14 protein-coding genes are annotated in these 25516 nt (G+C 37.0%); 12 read left to right on the top strand and 2 right to left on the bottom strand.

From position 1 onward, the window contains the following. Positions 1-21: 21 nt before the first annotated feature. Both GGR10_RS03645 and GGR10_RS03640 read right to left on the bottom strand, forming a co-directional pair. The gene (locus GGR10_RS03645; RefSeq protein WP_182479967.1) at positions 22-4674 is read right to left on the bottom strand and encodes a translocation/assembly module TamB domain-containing protein; all 4653 of its coding nucleotides are present in this window, start codon (positions 4672-4674) and stop codon (positions 22-24) included. After that, the gene (locus GGR10_RS03640; RefSeq protein ID WP_246784632.1) at positions 4674-6581 is read right to left on the bottom strand and encodes an autotransporter assembly complex protein TamA; all 1908 of its coding nucleotides are present in this window, start codon (positions 6579-6581) and stop codon (positions 4674-4676) included. Before GGR10_RS03640 ends, GGR10_RS03645 begins: the two co-directional genes overlap by 1 nt. A 471-nt stretch (positions 6582-7052) precedes the next feature. On the opposite strand from GGR10_RS03640, the gene GGR10_RS03635 reads away from it, so the two are divergent. The 12 genes from GGR10_RS03635 (at position 7053) to tsaE (ending at position 25499) form a co-directional block, all read left to right on the top strand. Next, positions 7053-8585 carry a YifB family Mg chelatase-like AAA ATPase gene (locus GGR10_RS03635; RefSeq protein ID WP_182479965.1) on the top strand — a complete coding sequence of 511 codons (1533 nt, stop codon included), beginning with the start codon at positions 7053-7055 and terminating at the stop codon, positions 8583-8585. A gap of 679 nt (positions 8586-9264) precedes the next feature. After that, entirely contained in the window at positions 9265-11694 is a 2430-nt protein-coding gene (gene gyrB / locus GGR10_RS03630; RefSeq protein WP_182479964.1) for a DNA topoisomerase (ATP-hydrolyzing) subunit B, read from the top strand. A gap of 116 nt (positions 11695-11810) precedes the next feature. Further along, positions 11811-12593 (top strand): bifunctional demethylmenaquinone methyltransferase/2-methoxy-6-polyprenyl-1,4-benzoquinol methylase UbiE, encoded by a 783-nt coding sequence (gene ubiE, locus GGR10_RS03625; protein WP_010703203.1) that lies wholly within the window; start codon positions 11811-11813, stop codon positions 12591-12593. 3 nt (positions 12594-12596) lie between these two features. After that, positions 12597-14183: a 2-polyprenylphenol 6-hydroxylase gene (ubiB, locus tag GGR10_RS03620; RefSeq protein WP_182479963.1), complete on the top strand. Its 1587-nt coding sequence runs from the start codon at positions 12597-12599 to the stop codon at positions 14181-14183. A 72-nt stretch (positions 14184-14255) separates the two neighbouring features. Next, entirely contained in the window at positions 14256-15650 is a 1395-nt protein-coding gene (gene coaBC, locus GGR10_RS03615; RefSeq protein ID WP_208431711.1) for a bifunctional phosphopantothenoylcysteine decarboxylase/phosphopantothenate--cysteine ligase CoaBC, read from the top strand. A 228-nt stretch (positions 15651-15878) separates the two neighbouring features. Then, the gene (locus GGR10_RS03610; protein ID WP_182479962.1) at positions 15879-16598 is read left to right on the top strand and encodes a sulfate transporter family protein; all 720 of its coding nucleotides are present in this window, start codon (positions 15879-15881) and stop codon (positions 16596-16598) included. A gap of 884 nt (positions 16599-17482) precedes the next feature. Next, positions 17483-18403: an acetyl-CoA carboxylase, carboxyltransferase subunit beta gene (accD, locus tag GGR10_RS03605; protein ID WP_182479961.1), complete on the top strand. Its 921-nt coding sequence runs from the start codon at positions 17483-17485 to the stop codon at positions 18401-18403. 3 nt (positions 18404-18406) lie between these two features. Beyond that, positions 18407-19714 carry a bifunctional folylpolyglutamate synthase/dihydrofolate synthase gene (locus GGR10_RS03600; protein WP_182479960.1) on the top strand — a complete coding sequence of 436 codons (1308 nt, stop codon included), beginning with the start codon at positions 18407-18409 and terminating at the stop codon, positions 19712-19714. Positions 19715-19757: 43 nt separating this feature from the next. Beyond that, positions 19758-20759 carry a complex I NDUFA9 subunit family protein gene (locus GGR10_RS03595; RefSeq protein WP_182479959.1) on the top strand — a complete coding sequence of 334 codons (1002 nt, stop codon included), beginning with the start codon at positions 19758-19760 and terminating at the stop codon, positions 20757-20759. 460 nt (positions 20760-21219) lie between these two features. Continuing rightward, positions 21220-21453, top strand: coding sequence for an adenosylhomocysteinase (locus GGR10_RS07010; protein WP_422614134.1), 234 nt, complete (start codon positions 21220-21222; stop codon positions 21451-21453). 32 nt (positions 21454-21485) lie between these two features. Beyond that, complete coding sequence (locus GGR10_RS03590; protein WP_182479958.1) at positions 21486-23951, top strand: sensor histidine kinase; 2466 nt, start codon at positions 21486-21488, stop codon at positions 23949-23951. Positions 23952-24005: 54 nt separating this feature from the next. After that, positions 24006-25499 carry a tRNA (adenosine(37)-N6)-threonylcarbamoyltransferase complex ATPase subunit type 1 TsaE gene (gene tsaE, locus GGR10_RS03585; protein WP_182479957.1) on the top strand — a complete coding sequence of 498 codons (1494 nt, stop codon included), beginning with the start codon at positions 24006-24008 and terminating at the stop codon, positions 25497-25499. The last annotated feature ends 17 nt before the right edge of the window (positions 25500-25516 follow it).

Genomic DNA, 25516 nt, shown 5'->3' with positions numbered 1-25516 from the left:
TAGCTTTTAAAAACTTTGTATTTAATACTCTCTTTCATAAAACAAACCAAAACTGGAATTGTTTTCATTCCCTATAGCACCTTTTGCCTTGAGATGGCGTGAAATATCTAAATCAATTGTTCCTTTTGTTGTGCCATCTAACCCTGCCTCAAAACCCAAATAAATATTATCGCGAACATAACGCCCAACACGTAAACCAGTATTGCCATTTTCATCAACAATAACGTCAAGATCATCAAGACCAACCTTAGCACGTAAAGTATTCAATAAAGATGTATTAGAAGCACCAGCAAGCTCAGCTACAGCTGCTGCAAGTTGAGCAATTTGAAATGGCGATAATTCATTAAGAGAGCGCTTAAAAATCAAACGTGCTAATACCTCATCTTGTGGTAAAATAGGTTGTGACTCAAATTGAATATCAAGGTTATCAATAGTGCCGCTCACTGTTACAGTAACATGAATGTCGCCATTATTACTGTTAGTAACAAAATAAACAGTTGGATTGAGATTGCCACTAAAACTTGCCTGCCCTTTATCAAAATTGAGACGTTGTGATAGAATATCAAACCGTCCACGAATCATCTGAAGCTCTCCAACTGGATGTACATCATGTAACGGACCTGTTAAACTAATACGTCCCCCCAACTCAGCATCTAAACCTCGACCACGAACAAAAATTTGGTTGTGAGCATTAATTCGCATATTTAATTGCACAACAGAAGAAGGTTCTTTAGAAATATTATGATTGCTTCTGTAAGCTTTAGCATCAGCACGTTCAAGCGTTTTTAGAATTAATTTAGTTAAATTATGATGTCTAATATCAAGAAATGTTGCATTTCGAAAATGATCAGGAATAAGAATTTCAGCCTTTTCAACTGTAACTTCACCATCAATAACAAGATTGCTCAATAAATGACCAGTCATTGTTGTTTTGCCTGTTAGCGTCGCAAAAATCATAGATCTATCATTATAATTGATATGGTCGAGGTGAATAGATAAATCTGTTTGTAGATCTGTAGAAATACGGCCCGAAACAGAAACAGATCCCTCACCAGATGAACGAGCAGAAGCATGCTCTAAAATTATGTGATCACCATTCAATTTGGCTTTAAGCATTATATTGCTTAGCTCCAAATTTGTTTGCGAATCAAAAAAACCACCATTTATTATCGAAAAAGATCCTATCAACTGTGGCTGAGACAGTGTTCCATTTAAAACAGCATCAATTTTTGCTATTCCTGTTATATGCGCACCACGTTTTGCTAAAAATTGATCAACAAAAGCAAGAGGCATTATACCTTTAACACTCAGGTCAGTTGGTGAATTATCCAAAGAAAGACGCCCATTTACAAAAAGATCTAAATTTTTAGATCCAGTCGCTGTTATATGCTGAATATGAAGTGTTGATTTTTCATAAAAACCACGAGCATTTATATTAATTAATGATGCATTCTTATGAAGCATAGAATTGATTGTTAAATTTTGACTAGAAAATTCAAAATGCGCAGATGGATCCTTCAATGTCCCCCCAATATCGACCTTACCAGTTATCTCTCCTCTCAAAGCTTGCCCTTTAATAAAACTGTTAAACAAAAGCGCAGATAAATTTTTCAAATCAATATGAAGATCAAGTTCGCCTTTATCTAAAGATACAGTTCCTTGTGTTTGCGCTTGCAACCCTTCTCCAGCTAAATTCGCCCCTAAAGTAAAAGTTTTATCTATCACCTTACCACTAGCAGAAAACATAAAAGGTTTTATATTTCTCTCTTGGAGAGCTGCAATTGTTAGCTCATAACCTTTTATATCATAGGTCATATCAGGATTTTCAAAACGACCATGAATCATAACTTGCCCTGACAAAGTACCAACCGCACCAAGATCCGGTTTCCATAGGTTAGCTAAAGCTACAGGAATAGCATTCATAGTAAGATGCAAATTTAAAACATCCTGAAAAGTACCATTAAGCACAATCTTACCTTGATCGACAATAAATCCTAATTCACTTATTGTTACCCCGTTCCCACCAAAAATGATTGTTGCTGGAGTGAATAATTTTGCATGAAAATTGGAGTATTTTATATCCATAGCATCGAACTGGATTTTTTGCTCATCAGTCGATAGTCCTGCTGTAATCATGCGACCAGAAAACTGTGTATTTGTATTGTTAGGTAATACCGCTTGAACACTAAAAACTGTTCGCTCACTGTTACCATTAGCGTGAAATTTTAAACGATCGGCCACCATAAATGATGTTTGAACACGCTCTGCATTGACAAAACCTTTAAATTGTATTGCATTGAAAGGATTGAATATATCAGCCTGCATTGCTAATTTTTTGATTTCATTTTTTGCAAATATTAAATGATCACTCTTGATTTTCAGATTAGTTTTTTGCTTACCATTGTGTTCATCAAAAACAAATTCCCCTCTTACTTTTCCGCTACCTTTCTGCGAAAATAACGCAGCAAACGTTGAGATATCGTCAACGTCAATATCCAAAGTTCCCTTTATAAAACCTTCAAAAGTTTGAAAAAGATCACCTGTTATTTTTGTAGACGCTCCTTCAATATTGATATTCTGAAGCTTCCAAATACGGTTGAAATTTTCAAAAGAAGCAGACAATTGTAACGGTTGTTGAGCAAAAATTCCTTTACCTTCTACAAAGCCAGTTACATTAGAAGAAACCGATGTATTATCCACCAATGCATTGACATTTAATATTGTATTTTGAAGCTTTTTACCCATAAAAAGTGCTTCAGTAATATCAGCGTGCGTACTGACCATTATAAGACTATTATGTCCTCTAGCAGCACCCTGTATAGTGATCGCACCCTCCATCCTTGGGTCTAACATGGTAAGGCTAGATATTTGAGCATAAACATCCATCTCAGCACTCACACTTGAAAGATGTCCATTAGCTGTTACATTGACATAGTCACTTTTCAACCGCAAATGACGTAAAATTAAACCCTTCGTGTTTCGAGCAACATTACCTGAAAGGGCAAGCCTCCCTTTTAATAAAGAATCAACAGCCTTAGTACCTATCATCACGTTATCAGCATCTCCTGACAACTCAAGATCAAAAGCGCTACCAAGTAAACTCATACTCCCTTTGGCTTTAACATCTGTGTTGCCAGATATTGGTCGCCCAATCAACATACCCAGAGGGGTTAATGTTTGTGCTTTTAAACCAAGATCCCCTTTAAAAACAAAACGATTTACTTCTCCCTTTAACCAAGCAGAAAAACTTTGAGCCACAATGCTAAAATCATGAACTAATATCGGTTTCCCAGAGACAACATCTGTATCTATATGGAGATGAATCGCTTGATCTAGACCATTTTCAAATGCATTCTTAGTATTTGCAACCCCCTGAAGAGTACCATTAACCTGAATGCCAACATGACGGGAAGCTGGATCATCTAGATTTTCGCTCACACCCCCCATATCAAAAACTGCATCACGAATACGAATATTTTCATTGCTCAAATGATGTACAATAAGCCGACCTTTCCAAGCTTGTTGATCTTGGCGACCATAATCAATGGTTAAAGTCAGATTATTCACATGTGTTTGACCTTCTAACGGTAATAAACGAGCAGATTCATTTGCTTGATCAAAACCTATATTGCCATCAACAAAAAGGCGCCGCAAAAATCCATCGGCTGTTATCTCAGCATTCGCTACAACATTAATTGCTTTACCTTGAACAATCATACGATCAAGGCGTGTGATACCCTCTTTTGTTATCACCACCTCTATTCCCAATGTTACATTAGATTCAAAAAGGTTGCGATATTGAGAAGGTATCAAAAGGCCAATTGTACCTGCCAACTGCGCAGAAAGGCTATGACCATCTAAAACCCTTGCAAGAACAATATTGCCATTTAAAATAGGTTGGCGATCAACCTCTGCCTGAAGCGCAACAACTAAGTCATCAAAGGTGCCATCACCTTTAATGACAAGATTTAATGCAGGGCGTTTCTCAATATTAAAGATATTAGCTAATATACCATTTTGCGGTTCGTTAACGGTAATATCAATTTGAGCTATACGGCTTTTCTTGGATATTTTTGTTAAAATAGAAAAATAACCTGATGCATCTAAACGATGAGCCTTTACAGCAGCATCAATAGTTGCATTGGTTAAAGCTAAACGTCCTTCTAATGATACATTAGAAGAAAGACCAAAAAGATTTTGGCCAAAGGTTACCTGTTCAGCCTTAAACATATTGACAGAAATAGACATAGGTAATTTGGGAATGGAAAACTGATCAGCTTCCAAAAAAGAAACAGATGTAGAACTACTGTATGGTTTGCGTAAAAACGTAACATGCCCCACCAAAAGCTCGTTAACCTCAATACGCCCCCTTAACAACGCTAAACGATTCCAATTTATTTTCGCATTGGTAATGGTAAGCCAAACACCTTTATGATCACTTATTGTAATGGCATCAATCGATGGTTCAGACGATAATATTCCTTGTATATTATGCAAATGAATTTGACGATTAGGTGTTGAAAGTTTGTGTTCAATAAAAGAAACAAACCATGAACGCTCACCTCCTATTATGTTTTTAAAAGGTGAATCACCTTTCTGTACAAAAACAAAAAAGCTTATTACAAGAAAAGAAAATCCAAATAAGAAGGCAAAGAAACGCAATATTTTTTTCATTAGAATGCTTGCCCTATACCCACATAAAAACCTACACGTGGATCACCTTTCTCTCGCTTAAGAGGCCAAGCCAAATCAAACCGTAAAGGACCAAGACCTGTCATGTAACGTCCCCCAATGCCTACCCCCCATTTAATATCTTGCGAAAAATCAAAATGCGCCTTCGCCCTCACAAGACCACCATCTATAAAACTGACCAATCCTATTGTATCATTGACAGAAAGACGTAATTCAGCTGAACTTTCAACAAGTGCATGTCCACCAATAATAGTATCATTTTTCGCCTTTATGCCAATATTGTGATAAGCATAACCACGAACAGACCCTCCACCCCCAGCAAAAAAAAGCATATCTGAAGGCAACTTCGCTTTATCGCTCCCAATAATTGTACCAAGTTTTGTTCGTATTGCAAAAACAAAACGATCTTGTTCATCAAGCACCCAATAAGAACGACCTTCTATTGTTATTTTCGTCACAAAATCATTAGCATGCGCTTCATATAATGGCTCAATTATCGTTTCACCATACAAACCTTTTGTCGCATTAAACTTATTATCACGGCTATCATAAATCAAACCATTCTGTAACCCAACCATCGTAAAATCACGGCTCCCAAGATAATCATCATGCGACTGACCATTAGAAGCTACTACAGCAAACTGCCCGGATAAATTATCATTAAAAATATGGGTAAGACCAAACTTTCCTTTGATAGCTTGTGTTGTGTAATTATCTAAGCTATCTCGTTGCATTTTTAATTCTGTTTCAAAGTCTGTGTCAGGAGTAATTATACCAGGCTTTGTTAATGTCGTTCCAAAAAGATAATTAAAATTCTTTGGATTATAGGATTTTGTTTTATAATCGCCAATACCACTTATTTTAGTTTCAATTTTAAGGCGCTCTGCACGGCCAAAAAGATTGTTATGCATCCAATAAGCTTCAAAACCAGCGCCATCTAATGTTGAATAGCTACCACCAACACCAAAACGTCGTGGTTTACGTTCCTCTAAAACGAGCGTCAGAGGTAAACTTCCATCAGGGTTAATTGCATCAGCTTCTTGTATATTGACAGCACGAAAAACATCAAGCCGTGCAAGCCGTTTATTAGCTTTAGCTAATGCATCAGAATTATATTGCTGACCTGGCTTTAATGCTGTTATCCATTTAACATAATTTGAATCTATGCGTGGTTGTTCACTCACATTGCGCACACTTAAAGAACCATAATAAGCTTTTTGCCCAGGGTCAGTTATAATCTGCGCATCAATAAGGTGTGTAGTGTGATCAGCAACCACATCACGGCTCACAATGTTAACTTTAGCATGTCCATGTCGACGCCACCCTTCAATTACCCATCGTTCTGCCTTAAAAATAGTTTCAGATTTTGCAACAGCCCCAATCTTATAACCCAGCTCTTCAACTGAAGGCATTAAATTTGTTTTTTTTATAAGTGGAGCAGCCTCTGTAATACTTGCGGCACTAAAAACATACTGTGGCCCAGCATCAACTGTAATAACAATGGTAGATTGAACTGGCAATTGAGTCATAGGAGACAAATCAGCAACTTCCAAACCATTAATCTTAATACTAATAACACCCCCGTAACGTCCATCAGCATAAAGAGCAGAAAGAATGGCTTGATAATTTGAACGAGCTTTAGCCAACAAACCAGAAGAGCTGGAAACTGCTTTATCTTGATCAGCAACAAGAGAAGACACATCTTTAACTATTTGAGCCCCTATTTGCGGCGCACCTTGTGGTACAACAACTTCAACTTGATAAAATTTTTCCGTACCACTCATATCACCTGAAGAAAGATTTGGCTTTTTTTTACCCCACAAATGAATGCCAAAAAGCTCAAACGCTGCAAGCGATTGCGGAAAAGCAAAAACTAAAGATAAGCCCACAAATACGCTGGGTATAGTTTTTGATTTTGATAAAACTTTTTTCTGACATATTACCAAATCAGATACTCTTAAAATAAATATTCTATAGTATGTTTTTTATACATAACATCTAAAAAGAAAATAAATATGTCTGTTTTTTAAATTCTTCACATTTGATTACATCAAACAATATTTTTATAGTGATATCATATCATTTTCCCGTGTTTATAAGCCTCTGATATTATAAAAACAAATAGTCTCTTTTTTCTTTTTTTAAACATCCTTATTAGCTCATTCTACAATATCTCGAGCCGTAATGTTACCATAGTTAAATTTATGTAAATCCCCATCTGTAACTACGCCATAAAACTTGTATATATTTATTTATATGTACAAATAAATTGCTCCATCAAAAGCATCACACACAGACCCTGCTTGATTTTTATAAGCAGATATGGTTGTTTTTTCGCAATCAAAAAAAGGGGGAGACTTATGGTCGCGCGTGTTACAACAATTGCTTTTCGTGGTTTAGAAGCAATCCCTGTTGATGTGCAGGTTATGATTGCTCCTGGTAGGATAGGAATGGCTATTGTTGGATTGGCAGATAAAGCTATCGCAGAAAGCCGTGAACGTGTGCAAGCAGCCCTACATGCTTGTGGACTTTCCATGCCTAACAAACGAGTTACGATTAATCTTGCACCAGCTGATTTACCTAAAGAAGGCTCACATTATGATCTTCCTATTGCAATAGGCTTAATGCTCGCTATGGGACTTCTTCCTCCAAAAATAGCACAAAATTATATCATTTTAGGAGAATTATCACTGGATGGCTCTATTACTGCTGTCAACGGGGTTTTACCAACCGCAATGACAGCTTTATCACTTAATAAAGGGTTAATTTGTCCCCACCAATGCGGACCTGAAGCTGCATGGGCAAATGCAGATATGGATATTCTCGCACCTGATACACTTCTTGCTATTGTCAACCACTTTAAAGGAACACAAATCCTAAAGCGTCCACAACCACGCCAATACACAATCCAAACTGAGTTACCAGACCTTTGTGAAATTAAAGGACAAAAAGCCGCCAAACGTGCTTTAGAAGTATGTGCAGCTGGACGGCATAATCTTTTATTTGTAGGTCCTCCTGGCGCAGGAAAATCTATGTTAGCTCAATGCTTACCTTCTATTTTACCGCCTCTTGATAGCCGTGAGCTTTTAGATGTTTGTCTGATTGCCTCCATTACTGGAGAAACAGTACACAATACCATTTCACGCCATCGTCCCTTTCGCTCTCCTCATCATTCTGCTTCCATGGCAGCAATAATTGGTGGTGGACTCAAAGGAAAACCAGGAGAAGTAACACTTGCGCATAATGGCGTTTTATTTCTCGATGAATTGCCTGAATTTTCTCCACAAGTCCTTGATTCTCTTCGTCAACCCTTAGAAAGTGGAGAATGCATTGTTGCCCGCGCTAATCACCATATTAGTTATCCCGCTCGCATCCAGCTCATTGCTGCAATGAATCCTTGTCGATGTGGCATGGCAGGCGAAGAAGGCCATGTTTGTGCTAAAGGTCCACGCTGTCAGAGCGATTATCAAGCTCGTATTTCTAACCCTTTGCTCGATCGAATTGATTTACGCATTTGTGTACCTGCCCTAACAGCTATGGATCTCATGCAACCAGAACAGTCTGAAAAAAGCTGTGACGTTGCAAAACGCGTTGCACGAACCCGTGTTATTCAAGCCAAACGTTTTGCAAAATTGGGCCTTGGTCATATTCGCACCAACGGTGATTGCCCTGGCAAAATTATTGAACAAATTGCTATTCCAGATCAAAGTGCAACCACATTGCTACAAAATATTAGTGAAAAAATGCGCTTTTCTGCACGCGCTTATCACCGTATCCTCAAAGTTGCACGCACTATCGCTGATCTTGATGAAGCAGATCAACTTTCACGCCATCATCTTGCAGAAGCCATTTCCTATCGATTAAACAATGAAAAATTAACAACTATTGGTTAAAGAAATTATTCGTCAATAAAAATGAATCGGCAAATAATATAAACAAAACTTCATTAGTTTATCATCATTTCCAAATATTTTAAGAACATAACTTAAGTGCATTAATTAATTTTGCATTTTTTGCAAAAACATTCCGCATTTTTCTCTCTGACAACTGTAAAACTATACAAGTAGCGCCTAAAAAAATAAAACAATCAACTTATTAGGTCATTCAGCCATTAAGATTAAGGTTCATAATCATCAAAAATATTGTTTTCTTCTAGCCATAACTTGATCAAAATAGTGAGCGTTTTATAAGCTAAAATGTCTGATGTTTTTTTAAATTGTCAGAAAAACATAATTAATTCATACATTTATCCAGAACACATGAGAGGTAAGAATGTAAATCTCATTGTAAATGTTTTTGAAGCATAAACACAAAGAAAAGCGATCTTTGAGTATAGAAAATATCATCAAACTTTCCTGCTCTTCTTTTAATCAAATAAATGCAAAAAATAAAGATTTGACACCATTTACGTATGGAAAAATTAATCCACCTAATTATAGAGTAACAAATGTTGAATATATACTTGATATACGGTAAATGTTTTAACGCAATCATATTGTAAATAACACATTAGAATACTAAACCTGAACAGAGCCAATAAATATTGATATCAAAACAGAAATGGATTGACTTATGAGTGATGAAACAACCTCATCATCAAGTAGTGAGTATGGTGCCGCTTCCATCAAAGTTCTCAAAGGTCTTGATGCTGTACGTAAACGCCCCGGCATGTATATCGGTGATACTGATGATGGTTCCGGTTTGCACCACATGGTTTACGAAGTTGTAGACAACGCTATTGATGAAGCTTTAGCTGGTCATGCTACCCTTGTAAATGTCACGCTTCATGCCGATGGATCTTGTTCTGTTCGTGATAATGGGCGTGGAATTCCAACTGATATTCACCCAACGGAAGGTGTTTCAGCAGCTGAAGTCATTATGACACAACTTCATGCTGGTGGAAAATTTGATCAAAATTCTTATAAAGTGTCAGGAGGATTACACGGCGTTGGTGTCTCTGTTGTCAATGCGCTCTCCGTTTGGTTGCGACTACAAATTAAACGTAATGGCAAAATCCATGAAATGTCGTTTACCCGTGGAGTGGCCGATTCTCCACTTAAAATTGTTGGTGATTGCGATGCAGAAAGTGGAACAGAAATTAGCTTTTTACCAAGCTCTGAAATCTTCACTAAAACTAAATTTGATTTCGAAACTCTAGAACGTCGTTTGCGAGAGTTAGCTTTTTTAAATTCTGGTGTACATATTCTTCTCACAGACCAACGTCATGCTGATGTTCAATCAGTAAAATTACACTATGACGGTGGGTTAATTGAATTTGTAAAATATATTGACCAGTCTAAAAAAGTGCTCATTGATAATCCTATTTACATTACAAGTGAAAAGGATGGGATGAGTGTAGAGGTTGCTTTATGGTGGAATGATTCCTACCATGAAAAAGTATTATGTTTTACCAATAATATTCCGCAACGTGATGGAGGAACTCATCTAGCAGGCTTTCGCAGTGCCTTAACACGCCAAATCAATGGTTATGCTGAATCTTCAGGTATTACAAAAAAAGAAAAGGTCAACTTAACTGGTGATGATTGTCGTGAAGGATTAACAGCTATTCTTTCAGTCAAAGTTCCTGATCCAAAATTTTCCTCACAAACAAAGGATAAATTGGTTTCTTCTGAAGTACGTCCTATTGTTGAAAATTTAGTAAATGAGGGTCTTTCAGCATGGCTAGAAGAACACCCTAATGAAGCGAAAATTCTCATCAGTAAAGTAGTAGAAGCTGCAGCAGCCCGTGAAGCAGCACGTAAAGCACGTGAACTCACACGGCGAAAGGGAGCTCTTGACATTACTTCACTTCCAGGAAAGCTTGCTGATTGTCAAGAACGTGATCCCACAAAATCAGAAATTTTTATCGTTGAGGGAGATTCAGCTGGTGGTTCAGCTAAAAGTGGGCGTTCACGTCAAAATCAAGCGATTTTACCTTTGCGTGGTAAAATTCTTAATGTCGAACGGGCGCGTTTTGACCGAATGCTCTCATCTGAAATGATTGGTACACTTATCACCGCTCTTGGCACTTCTATCGGTAAAGATGAATTCTCGCCTGATAAATTACGTTATCATAAAATCATCATTATGACAGATGCGGATGTCGATGGGGCCCATATTCGTACTTTGCTTCTCACTTTCTTCTTTAGACAAATGCCTGAATTGATTGAGCGTGGTCACCTTTATATTGCTCAGCCACCTCTTTATAAAGTATCACGTGGTAAGTCTTTTCAATATATTAAAAATGAAACAGCATTTGAAGAATTTTTGATCGATGCAGGATTGGAAGATACAGCATTAGAATTATCAACAGGTGAGATTCGTACAGGCGCTGATTTACGCCAACTTGTTCAAGATGCTTGTTTGTTGCGCCAACTTTTAAATGGTCTTCATACCCGTTATGACCGCAATATTGTTGAACAAGCAGCAATTGCTGGTGTTTTTAATTCTGAAGCTTTTGCAACACCAGAGAAAACCCAAAAAACAATAGATAATGTCGTGCATCGCCTTGACTTAATTGCTGATGATATGGAACGTGGTTGGAGTGGGTATAGTACACCAGATGGAGGTTTGTGTTTTGAGCGCATTTTACGTGGCGTTAAAGAGGCTGTTGTGCTCGATATAGGGCTTATAAATTCAGCAGATGCACGTCAAATTGATCGTGTTTGTCAAAATCTCACAGAAATATATAACCCTCCTACTCTTCTGCGTCGCAAAGATAAATCAGAGCATATTTTTGGACCAATGAGCTTATTAGAAAGTATCTTTGTAAACGGTAAAAAAGGCATCACTCTACAGCGTTATAAAGGTCTTGGAGAAATGAATGCTGAACAGCTTTGGGAAACAACCCTTGATCCTGATGCGCGCTCTCTTTTACAAGTTAAAATCAATGATGCAACTGACGCAGATTCTCTCTTTTCCCGTTTAATGGGTGATGAAGTTGAGCCACGGCGAGTTTTTATTCAAAATAATGCTTTAAGCGTTGCCAATCTTGATATCTAAAAGTACTTTTTTGTTTTAAGCTTAAGCACCATGGGTTTTGCGTATTACTTTTTTGTATGTGAGAATTTTCTCTATTCTTCATTTACATAAAAGAAAAATAAGAAAGGTCGTCACATATGCCAACTGAAATGAAACGCGTAGGGGCTGACGGTGGCATGGAATATTCTTTTGGTTTCACAAAAGTTGATGAAATGCAAAAGCAATCTATGGTTGATGATGTATTTCATTCTGTTGCGACAAACTATGACAAAATGAATGACATTATGTCTCTTGGGCTGCACCGTATGTGGAAAAATTCCATGGTTGCATGGCTCTCTCCACCAGCGATTTCTGGCTGGAAAATTCTTGATGTAGCTGGTGGCACGGGTGATATTGCTTTTCGTATTCTCAATGCTTCACGCAAACAAGTTCACGCTACAGTACTTGATATTAATAATTCGATGCTCAACATTGGCAAAGAGCGTGCGCATAAAAATGGTCTTGCTCCTTTTATTGATTTTGTTGAAGCCAATGCAGAAGATCTTCCTTTTGAAGATCAAAGCTTTGATGCTTATACAATTGCTTTTGGAATTCGCAATGTGCCACATATTGATAAAGCTCTTAAAGAGGCTTTGCGTGTTTTAAAACCGGGCGGGCGTTTTTTATGTTTAGAATTTTCAAATGTCGAAATGCCTTTTCTTGATAAAATTTATGATCTTTGGTCTTTTCATGCCATTCCCCAACTTGGTCAACTCATTACTGGTGATGGCGATGCTTATCGCTATTTGGTTGAATCCATTCGTAAATTTCCCAAACAAGATGATTTTGCCCATATGATTAGTCGTGCAGGTTTCTCGCGAGTGTCATATCGCAATCTCACCGGTGCTATTGCAGCATTACATTCAGGCTGGAAGATCTGAAAAATGGTACAAATTTCCGCTTATTTCCAACTTATGCGCGCAGGATGGATTTTAGCGCGCGAGGGTGTCCTTAGTGCTCTTCCAAGAGAAGGTCTTCATGGTCCTTTAGCGACATGTCACCATATAGCAAGAATTTTAGCACGGCGTAAAACAAAAAAGAAGCACCGATCTGAAAATATGTCACACGCCATTAATAAGCTTGGCCCCTCTTATATTAAGCTTGGTCAATTCCTTGCCACCCGACCTGATATTGTAGGGCGTGATATTGCTAAAGATCTGGCACAGCTACAAGACTGTGTTCAAACATTTCCTTGTACTGCAGCTATTGCCCAAATTGAAAGTTCGCTAGGTCGCCCTATGGATGATTTATTTATAGACTTTTGCCCACCTATTGCTGCTGCTTCTGTTGCCCAAGTTCATCCAGCTGAATATTATGATGAAACAGGTCACAAAAAAAAATGTGCTGTTAAAGTTATCCGCCCCAATATCAGAACTCGTTTTGCCAAAGATCTTAAAAGTTTCTACCTTATTGCTCGTTTGCAAGAGCGTTATATTCCCGCTTCTCGACGTTTACGCCCTGTTCGTGTTGTTGAAACTTTGGCACAAACTACCCGTATTGAAATGGATTTACGCTTAGAAGCAGCTGCTCTATCAGAAATGGCTGAAAATATTCAAAATGATGTAGGTTTTCGAGTGCCTCTTGTTGATTGGGAAAGAACAGGGCGCGATGTTTTAACGATGGAATGGATTGATGGCATAAAAATGTCTAATATTCCAGCACTTAAAGAAGCAGGTTTTGATTTAAAAAATCTAGCAACCACGCTTATTCAATCTTTCCTTCGCCACACACTACGGGATGGTTTTTTTCATGCTGACATGCATCCTGGTAATTTATTTGTAGATCAACAAGGGTGTATTGTTGCAGTTGATTTAGGAATTACAGGGCGGCTTAGTAAAAAAGAAAAATATTTCCTCGCTGAAATTCTTTATGGTTTTATTACTCGTGATTACTATCGAGTGGCACGCGCCCACTTTGAAGCAGGATATGTACCACCTCATCACAGTATTGAAAGTTTTGCTCAAGCCAACCGAGCTATTGGTGAGCCCATTCACGGACAATCCGCACAAAGCATTTCCATGGCTAAATTACTCACACTTTTGTTTGAAGTTACTGAATTATTTGACATGAAAACTCGACCTGAACTTTTGTTGCTGCAAAAAACTATGATTGTTGTAGAAGGTGTAGCTCGCACATTGGACCCAGCTTTTAATATGTGGAAAGCCTCTGAACCCGTTGTTAAAGAATGGATTGGCAAAAATTTAGGACCTATGGGGCTTATCCAAGATTTTAATGAGGGAGCACAAGCACTGTTTTCACTGGCACGTCAAACACCAAAATTAGTGCAAAACTTTCAACGTATAGAAGAAAATCTCAGCCAAATGACAAAAACAGGACTGTATCTTTCCCCCTCCACCTTTAAGCACTTTGTTTTCGAACAAAATCGTAATCACCGTTATAGCCGTTATAATTTATTTATTACGACCCTTTGCTTCATTATTCTAGGCTTTTTTCTTTTTCATTTTTTCTAATTTGCTTAATATGCTAAAAAGAATAAAGTTTATGAAATCATTGAAATCACTTTATTCCTTTGGAAGCATTTTATGGCCAGTATCACTATCCGTAATCTTTCACCTGAAACCAAAGCAATGTTGCGTACACGAGCAGCGCAAAATGGTATTTCTATGGAAGAAGAAGCCCGTCGTTTGTTGAGTAATCCCACCGCATTACCCACACCACCATTACAAGCAAGTACTGTCGAAATGCAATCATTGCAATCAAAATCTGTACTTCTCATTATCGGTGGTGGAATTGCTGCCTATAAAGCACTTGATTTGATTCGTCGTTTACAAGAACGTGGAGCGCATTTGAACATTATTATGACAAAAGCGGCTCAAAAATTTGTTACCCCTTTAGCAGCTGAAGCTCTGAATGGAGGTGATGTCTATAGTGATTTATTTTCACGCGAAAAAGACCATGATATTAGCCATATTCGGCTAGCACGCAATGCTGATTTAATTATTTTAGCACCAGCTACTGCTGACCGTATTGCAAAAATGGCCGTCGGTATAGCAGATGATCTGGCTGGTTGTGTGCTTTTAGCAGCACGTTGTCCACTTTTGATTGCGCCAGCTATGAATCCGGCTATGTGGGCTCATCCTACAACTGTACGTAATGTCGCACAATTGCATGCTGATGGGGTTCATATAGTAGGGCCAGAAAATGGTAAAATGGCTGAACGAGATGAAATAGGTTATGGACGTATGAGTGACCCCTTAACCATTGTAGCCTCAGTAGAAATTCTTTTGAGAAAGCAAGAAAAACCGCTTTCTGGTCGTCATTTCATTGTTACTTCTGGCCCCACATACGAACCAATTGACCCGATACGTTATCTTGCCAATCGCTCTTCAGGCAAACAAGGCCATGCAATTGCAACAGCTTTAGCCAACTTGGGAGCTACAGTAACACTTATTTGTGGACCTGTTGACCTTCCTGATCCACAAAATGTAAAAACTATTCACGTGGAAACGGCTTGTCAGATGTTAGAAGCTGTTCAAGCTGCACTACCTGCTGATGGTGCTATTTTTGTTGCTGCTGTTTGTGATTGGCGTAGCCAAACGCAATCTTTACAAAAAATCAAAAAGGAAAATAATAAAATCCCACCATCTTTGCATATGGTTGAAAATCCTGATATTTTGGCAACTATCGGTCATGCTTCAAACCGCCCCTCACTCGTTGTTGGTTTTGCTGCTGAAACATGTGACATTATTGTGAACGCACAAAAAAAATGTGTTCAAAAAGGAGTAGATTTCATTCTTGCAAACGATGTTTCTCTCCACACTGATGGAACAAGCATAATGGGTGGAGATACAAACAGAATTTGTCTGGTCAGTAGAAAAACTGTTGAACAATGGCCATGTATGAGTAAACAACAAGTAGCTGAAAAATTAGCAAAGATTATTGTGTCATTTTTTCATTCTCTTTCTACTACTGATTAGAAGAAGAAAAAGCTTCTTGTTTCAATAAAATAAAAATTTTTAAAAGTTGATGATGTTTTAAAAACACAACATAAAATAAGAGATAAATTTTAATTAATACAATTTACGTAAGGACCATATAATTTACCAAACAAAGCTTATATAAAACACCATTAATACGAGCTATGATGATGTTAATTTATTTAATCTATCTCTTGTTTTCTATTCTTCTCTTCTTATCTATCGTTTATGATTTTTACCGCTACTTATTTGGCTCTAAAACGCCTTTTTACCCCGCAATACTGCATCATGATGTTGAAAATTTTGGGGCTTACTTGTGTTGTCTTCATCATTATATGGCTACTCATACACAAGCTTTTTATGCCTTATCTTTGGCTTTGGGTTACGCATTTTTTTCCCATATTAACAGATTGGACAGGATTATTAAAACTTAGCACATTAATCATTCTTAACTTTGGTCTAGCTTTCTTGGCGCCTTTTCTGATTGCTCCAACTACTGCTATAATTGGTAGTTTTTTCGTTGATGCTGCCGCTGAAATTATTGAAAAGGAAGATTATCCCAATGAACCTGTTGGGCAAACTATGTCGTTTACGTCTTCGCTTATTCTCTCTTTTAAATTTGCCGTCATAAGCCTTTTAGGTAACGCAATTGCCTTTATTTTATTTTTCATACCAGGTGTTAATTTGATCGCTTTTTATGTTATTAATGGTTATATGCTAGGTCGTGAATATTTTTTACTCTCTGCTTATCGTTTTCAATCTCAGAAAGAAGCTCATAGTTTTTTACGCATCCATCATATGACAGTATTTTGGGCTGGTTTGGTGATTGCGTTTTTCGTTTCTATTCCCATTGTTAATTTAGTAACACCACTTTTTGCGGCTGCCTTTATGACATATTTATATAAAATGCTCCCCCATAATCACTCTACACTTATTACACTAAAATAACTTACATCCAAAAAATAATTTATACTCAATCAAGTCAAATAATTGATCTACGAAAGAGGCATTTCATTCCAGAATTAATTTTATTAATAAAACGTGTTTGTTTTATTGGTTTTATTTTTCTCATAAAGGTACAGCTTAAGCTAGTAATACTTGTAATTGAGATTATCATGCCACTTTTAAAGTCATATACTTATAAATTAATGATTCAAAACCTACATCATGTATTCATAAATTGAAGTAGATTTTTTAAAAATCCATTTTTATGGACAGCATTTTCCCATATAAACTTTTGCTCTCATTATTTTATAAGTTATTATAATGTTGTAGTATTAAAGTTCTTTTGGCTGAAAATTTACATTATTTGGTTGATAATTGAATCATTGTTGACTTATCAGAAAAAACAGATGAAAAATTTTTCCTGTTAAAATGAATAATGAAATTTTATTTTAGCTATTAATATCTTAACAGTTAGTAACAAACAGATATCAAAAATTTTGCAAAATAGTTTAAATTTTGTCTATTATGTTTTTGTAATAAATGTCACTAATCAAATGTTAAAGGAAATATCTTTGATTAACCAGAGTAACTCCATAGTTAAAGTGACCAAACAATACATCCTTACCTGCTACAATAGGATTTAATATTCAAATAAACAAGCAAACTATATTGCTAAAATTGTTAACAGATTTATTAAAGGAAATACTCTCAACTTATGCCATTGTTGCTCTATTAATAAACAAGGGAAGCTAAAATGATATATTGAAAGCCAACACTGGTAAAAATAAAACAAATAGTTGATTAATCAGTTAAAAGAATCCGACTATTCAATCCCAATATGCCCTTAAGCCATATAAAGTGTATAACATCTAAAGGGAGGTTACCAAATGAATTGGATTACAAATTATGTTCGTCCTAAAATTAATTCTATATTAGGTCGCCGCGAAATTCCAGACAATCTATGGATCAAAGATCCTACTAATGGTGAAATGGTATTTCATAAAGATTTAGAAGCTAATCAATATGTGAGTCCTTCTTCTGGTCATCACATGCGCATTAGTGCCAAAAATCGTCTCATGCATTTTTTTGATGATGGTGTTTATACATTACTTGAAAATCCAAAAGTCGTCACAGACCCATTAAAATTTCGTGATACAAAACGCTATACTGATCGGTTAAAAGAATATCGCTCTAAACTCGGTATTGATGATAATATTTTAAATGCACGAGGAACTATTGAAGGCTTACCAATTATTGCCACTGTTCAAGACTTTTCCTTTATGGGTGGATCACTTGGCATGGCTTCAGGGGAAGCTATTATCAAAGCTTTTCACACTGCCATTGAAGATAAATGTCCTTTAGTCCTTTTTGCTGCTTCTGGTGGAGCACGAATGCAAGAAGGAATATTGTCACTAATGCAAATGCCCCGTACAACAGTAGCAATTGAAATGATGAAAGAAGCAAAACTTCCCTATATTGTGGTTCTAACCAATCCTACCACTGGTGGTGTAACTGCTTCTTACGCGATGTTAGGAGATATCCACATTGCCGAACCTGGAGCCATGATTGGTTTTGCGGGGCCACGTGTCATTCAACAAACCATTCGTGAAACTTTACCAGAAGGCTTCCAAAGTAGTGAATATCTGCTTAATCATGGTATGATTGATATGGTTGTATCACGCTTGGAAATGAAAGCCACTATTGCACGGCTTTTACGCTTGATGATGAAACATTCTGCACCCCAAAAACCTTCTTACCCATCATCTCAAAATTTTCAAACAGTATTTTCTGAAACAAATGCTGCTTAAATTATGAAAAAAAGCCGCACACAAAAAGTAATTGATGATTTACTGGAAAGCTATCCAAAAAAATTTGCTCCTTCTTTAGAACGTATTTCTCGTCTTTTAGAGTGTCTTGGCAACCCACATTTAAAACTTGCACCCATTATTCACATTGCTGGAACAAATGGTAAAGGATCTGCTTCAGCCATTTGTCGGGCTTTGTTGGAAAGTGCAGGCTACCGCGTTCATGTATACAGCTCTCCTCATTTGGTGCGTTGGAATGAACGCTGGCGACTAAGCAGTCAATTTGTCACAGATAGCCAACTGATTAAAACAATTCACCAAATTATAGAAGTAAACCGTAACGAACCAATCGCTGTTTTTGAAATTCTCACAGCAGCTACTTTTATGTTGTTTAGCACAAATCCAGCTGATGCAATAATTATAGAAGTTGGACTAGGAGGGCGTTTTGACGCTACCAATGTAATTAACAAGCCAGCTGTATCCCTTATTATGCCTATTGACTATGATCATGAAACCTTTCTTGGCAACACTATTGAACAAATCGCTTTTGAAAAGGGAGGAATTATCAAACAGACTGTCCCTGTGGTCATTGGCAAGCAAAATTATGATATAACTCATTGTGTTTTAAGCACTCTTGCCGATAAAAATAAAGCACCTTATTTTATTTTTAACCAGGATTATCAAAGTTATGAAGAATATGGACGTATGGTATTCCAAAATAATCAAGGCTTAATGGATTTACCACTTCCTAACCTTATCGGCGCTCATCAAATCGCTAATGCTGGTGCTTCTATCGAAGCAATCTATCAAGCAGGGTTTCAACTTTCACAACAAACAATAAGCAAAGCTTTGCGCAATCTTTATTGGCCAGCACGAATGCAGCACCTCACCCATGGACGACTGGTTGATCAACTTCCTCTCAGTACTGATTTATGGCTAGATGGCGGACATAATCCCGCTGCTGGAAAAGTTGTTGCAGCAGAACTTACACAATGGAAAAAAAAATCAAACCGTCCTATTATTATGATTGCTAGTATGCTTAAAACTAAAGACGCTATTGGTTATTTTCGCCCCCTGGCTAATCTCGTAGATAAAGTTTACACGATCCCATTAAATTCCAATGATGCGAGTGTATGCCCAACAATCTTAGCTCAATCAGCTCAAAAAGTAGGACTTATTGCTAGCCCACAAGCTAATCTACAAACTGTTTTTTATAAAATTAGTTTAGAACATAAAGATGCAATCATCTTTATTGGTGGCTCTCTTTACTTTGCAGGTGATATTTTACGTGACAATGAAACACCACCATGCTAAAAAATTTCCTTTCATAGAGCTTTAATAAATAGAATTTTTTACCATGAAACTTGATTACACTCTTTATCAACATCCTAAACTTATCACTGTTTTCGGTGGATCAGGTTTTGTAGGACGACATATCGTTGAAACTTTAACCAAACAGGGTTATCGCGTTCGCATTGCTGTTCGTTATCCGCAAAAAGCTTACTACATGTTACAAGTAGGCGAAGTGGGCCAAACCCAAATGCTTGCAACTGATGTTAAGAACCGTGCTTGTGTTGCCCGCGCATTGCTTGGAGCAGACGGTGCAATCTTTCTTCCTGGAAGCTTAACACAAGCAAGCCAGTCAAATTTTCAAAATGCACAAATTGATGGCACAAAAAATGTTGCAGAATTATCAGCTCAAGCGAATATTCCGCTCATTCACATGTCCACACTCATCGCCAATGATGAAAATACCTCGTGCTCTTATGCGCATGTCAAATCTACAAGTGAGCAAATTGTGCGTCATAGTCATCCTCAAGCAATTATTATGCGCCCATCGGTTATTTTTGGACCGGAAGATTGCTTTTTTAATACCTTGGCAAATCTATCTCGCTTTTTGCCTATTATACCACTTTTTGGTGGTGGACAAAGCAAATTGCAACCTGTTTATGTTGGTGATATCGCTGAATTTGTTGCACGCGCTTTGGAAGGAAAAGTTGCTTCTGGAAAAAGTTATGATCTTGGTGGACCTGTAGTTATGACATTCCAGAATGCCATTGAAAATGTACTAAAAATCATTCACCGCAAGAAAATAGTTTTATCTATGCCTCTTTCCATCGGTCTCTTCATGGGAAATATTTTAGGAAATATTGGTAAAATACCCTTATTGCCGGAACTTATGACAGCTGATCAAATACGCTTTCTACAAATAGACAATATTGTCTCTCAAGAAGCTATTAAAAATGGACGAACTTTAGAAGGGGTCGGGATTACCCCTAAAACAATGAGCGCTATTTTACCCAGTTATCTATGGCGGTTTCGTCCTCAAGGGCAGTTTTCTAAAAGTTTATCAGCTTAATACACATTTTTTGTGATTAAATTGATAATGTCTACACTTTTAAAATCTAAAAGAAAAAGTACAGATGTACTGACGCTCAAATCTTATTCATTGTGTTATTTTTCAGACAATATAATCTTATGAATAAATTCTTTGGTCCCTCTTTTTGCAATGTCAAAATCACTGCAAACTATTAGTGTTTTGCTTTATCAATAGAATTTATAATATTTTATTGCTTGTTGAGGGTATAATCATCCAATATATCAATATATTGTCGCATAGGCTCATGAAAATCTAAAATCATATAAACATATAAAGAAATTTTTATATGTGCGTGCATTTTTTAAGCTTCTTTAATCACTTTGAACAAAGTAATTTTAAAGAAACAAAAATGATAAATGTTATCAAAGATACCGAACTTTCTGTTTATAGCTAGCAAGAAATCTGGTATTCCTCGCCAAAAATAGAAATATTCAATCTGATGATTTGTCGTAAAGAATTTTCTTCTAATCAATCTTTAAGTGAAGCATATATTTTTTGTACAGAAAACTACAAAAATAAAGTAATCGTTTTGTCCAAATATTTTAATGAAAAAGTTGCATACCTTTATCTTGATCGGTTAAAAATAAAATCAAACGTTCTATTGGAAGATATAAGCCACCTATATTGGAGTTACCTACAAAAATCTTATAAGCCAAATCATAACCGTTATTAGAACGTGTCCCTGGTAAAAAAAGGAGATGCATCGTGCGCAACTTTGGTGAGTATACCTCCAAAGAAAAAACTCAAAAAATCATTCAAATTTATACCAGTATTTTTTGTTTCTTATTCTTTTTTTCTCCATTGCCAGCTGTTGCTCAATCGTTAGCATTCCCCTCTCTTTCTAACTTCACTTGGCCAGATGGTTCATGGCTTATTTTAGCTCTCTTTGGGGGTGTTTCTTGTGCCTCACTGCTCATATGTATAGCGGTTATTATGGCTATAAAAAAAGCTTCATGGAAACCGTTGAAAATGATTCAAGCAGATTTTTTTGAAAAGCTTAAATATTATGAGTGGCTTTTTGAAGAAACAGAGCAGTGCCTTCTCATTTGGGAAAATCCAACAGCTTTACCGCATATAGTTGGTAATATTTCTGCATTACAAAAAATGGAAATTAACCAGAAAAATTTTCAATGTTTTGGACGTTGGTTAGAAGAATCATCTCTAAGACAACTTGATCAAGCGTTGATTCAATTGCGTTGCAATGGTTGTCCTTTTGAGCTTTTTATTACTACGACAAATAAAATATTGTTGCAAGTTACAGGCGTCATTTCAGGAACAGCGGCCATTGCGCGTTTTCAAGATATTTCAACACAACAAAGTGAAAATATTCGCTTACAGAAAAATATCGCCGAGTTACTTAAGGAACTGAACCTACAACGTAACCTTCTTGACCATATTCAAGAGCCTGTGTGGATCCAAGACTGTAAAGGGAAAATCTGCTTTATTAATCGCGCTTTCCGAGAAATAACAGACTTTAAAGAAGGCAGCAATTATATAACTGACCTTTTCAATGAAGCCACACAGTGCAAAACAGATGAAGCAGAAACAGTTTTTCAAGAACATGTGCATACGGTTGTTGATGGAGAACGGCGCCACTTTCATCTCACCCGTGTCACAACAAGAGAAGGGATGGCAGCTTTCGCCCGCGATGATAGCGCGCATGAAAATCTTACCAAAGAAATGAGACGAATTCTTCAAAATAATTGTGAGACACTCGACCAAATTTCAACAGCTGTGGCAATTTTTGATACTCATCAAAAGTTAAAATTCTGCAATCATGCCTTTAAGGTTTTATGGCCACTGGAAAATTCTTTTTTAGAAAGTGAACCAAGTCATTCATTGCTTCTGGAACAATTGCGTGAAAAAGGATTGCTTGGTGAACATCCTGATTGGCGTGCATGGAAAGAAGAGCTTTTTAAAGCTTACCAGCAAATAGAATCGGACCAACAAATTTGGAATCTTCCCGATGGACGTACAGTGCGGGTTATTGCTAGCCCTCATCCGCAAGGAGGTGTTACTTGGTTTTACGAAAATCTTACTGAAAAAATTGATCTTGAGCGACGCTATAACACATTAATTAAAATACAAGGTGAAACACTTGATAAACTTTCAGAAGGTGTAGTGGTTTTTGGGACTGATGGTCGCCTTCGTTTATCAAATCCAGCTTTATCAAAATTGTGGTCTTTACCTTATAATTTATTAGTAGAAGGGACCCATATTACACAATTACAAACCCATTGTTCAACTTTAACAGTGGGGCAAGAATGGGAACAATTTACCAAATTTATCACTGGTTTTGCTGATAAACGTGATGCATATTCAGGTCGCATAGACTTAAAAAATGGAACGATTATTGATTATACATTGGTGCCATTGCCCAACGGACAAACAATGCTAACATTTGTTAATGTTACCGATAGTGTTCACATTGCGCGCGCGCTACAAGAAAGGAATGAAGCTCTAGAAAGTGCTGATCGTTTACGCAACGAATTTGTCCAACATGTTTCTTATGAATTACGTACACCCCTTACCAATATTATTGGATTTTCTGACATTTTACGCGACCAAATTTTTGGCTCTATCAATGAACGCCAACATGAATATCTTGGCCATATCCAATCAGAGTCAAATGCTCTTTTGAATATTGTTAATGATATTCTTGACCTTGCAACTCTTGATGCAGGCATTATGGAATTGGATATTAAACCAGTTAACATTGCCGATGCTATGGCGCAAGCAGTTGCCCGAGTAGAAGAACATCTTAACGGGCGCTATATCACATTTTCACAACAGATTTCTCCTTCTTTAAATTTCATTTTGGCTGATGCAACACGTTTGCACCAAATTTTTGTTAATATACTTAGTAATGCTGTCAATTTTGCAACGGAAGAAAGCACGATTGAATTTTGTGCAAATAAACAAGGAGACAACATTGTTTTCAGCGTCCATAATGAAGGGTCTGATATCCCAACTGATATTATGGATCGTATCTTTAAACGTTTTTCTTCTCGTCCGCACCATGGTGGACGTGCAGGAGCAGGTCTTGGCCTCTCTCTTGTCAAAAGTTTCGTTGAACTCCACGGTGGACACGTTAAAATTTTAACCGGTACGGGCCAAGGGACAACAGTTAAGTGCTTTTTTCCAGTGCAAAAAGAGGATATAATTTTTTAATCTTACTTTTAGTTATTATAACAATTTTTTTCTACAAATTTCATGGAATTCTTTATGAATTTTAGTTTTTTTCTCGAAAATGAAGAAGCAACTAAACTTTTTGCGCAAGATTTAGCCCTTGCCTTAAAACCAGGTGACCTTGTAACACTCCAAGGTAATCTTGGGGCAGGAAAATCAACACTTGCCCGCGCACTTATCCGTGCACTTGCTAACGATAACACATTGGATGTTCCTAGTCCTACTTTTACTCTTGTTCAAAATTATCAGCTTCCGCAATTTGAAGTCATCCATGCTGATTTTTACCGCCTTTCTATGGTGGAAGAAATTGATGAATTAGGGCTTCATGAAGCGCGTGAACAAAGTGTTTTATTGATAGAATGGCCAGAAAAAGGAGCAGATCTCTTAGGGCCTGCTACCTTTGCCATCACCTTACAACATGAAAACTGTGGACGCTACATTAGCGTAACATCAGCAGCACATTCTGCCCAGCGCTTGCAACGGTCCTTTGCCATTCGCTCTTTCTTAACAGCTCATGGCCGTGGTCATGTTCACCGTTATTTTTTAGCAAGTGATGCTTCAGCACGTTCCTATGAACTTTTAGATGATGGTCACCATCAAGAAGTTCTCATGGATGCAGCAATTATGCAAACAACACATGATGCCAATTCGGCTTATTCAGAAATAACACATCTTGCAAAAGATATCCGTCAATTTGTAGGGATAAGTCGGCTTATTTCGGATAATGGATTTTCTGCTCCTCGTATTTTTGTTGAAGATTTTGAAAAAGGCCTTTTAATTTTAGAAGATCTAGGGCGTGAAGGACTTTTAGATCAAACAGGCAATCCTATAGAAGAGCGTTATCTTGCTTGTAGTGAACTATTGGCGACTTTTCATCAAAAATCATGGCCTTCAAAAAAACAATTTGCAACATTTTTACTTCAAATTCCCTGTTATGATTACCAAACTATGCAAGCAGAACTTTCCTTACTGCTAGACTGGTATATACCCTTTCAAAAACAAAAACCCTTAGATGAAAAACAACGTGAAGCTTTTTTTACCTGTTGGCACCCTTATCTTGACATGTTAATCCAAGGAGAAAATACCTTTGTTATGCGCGATTATCATTCGCCTAACATTCTTTGGCGCGCTCATAAAAAAGGTATCGATCGTATTGGTCTTATTGATTTTCAAGATGGTTTGAAAGGTCCAACAGTTTATGACCTTGTTTCTTTAGCGCAAGATGCACGTTGCTATATTTCACCAACATTGGAAGAAAAAATTCTCGATGCTTATTGCAATGCACGCCGTCAAGCATCACAATCTTTTGATAAAAACGAATTGCGTAAACTTTATGCGTTTGCAGGTGCTCAACGAATTTCAAAAATTTTAGGAATTTTTATACGGCTTCATCAACAAGATGGAAAATCATCTTACCTTAAACATTTACCCCATCTACAAGATTATCTTGCCCGTAATCTTTCACACCCAATTCTTGCTGATTTACAAAGCCTTTATCAAGAAATGGGTATACTTGCAGACACACTATAAGCATCTAATCATTGAGC

It is taken from the genome of Bartonella chomelii, assembly GCF_014138465.1.
GTDB classification, from domain to species: Bacteria; Pseudomonadota; Alphaproteobacteria; order Rhizobiales; family Rhizobiaceae; genus Bartonella; species Bartonella schoenbuchensis.
This window is presented reverse-complemented; position numbering and strand designations above follow the sequence as displayed.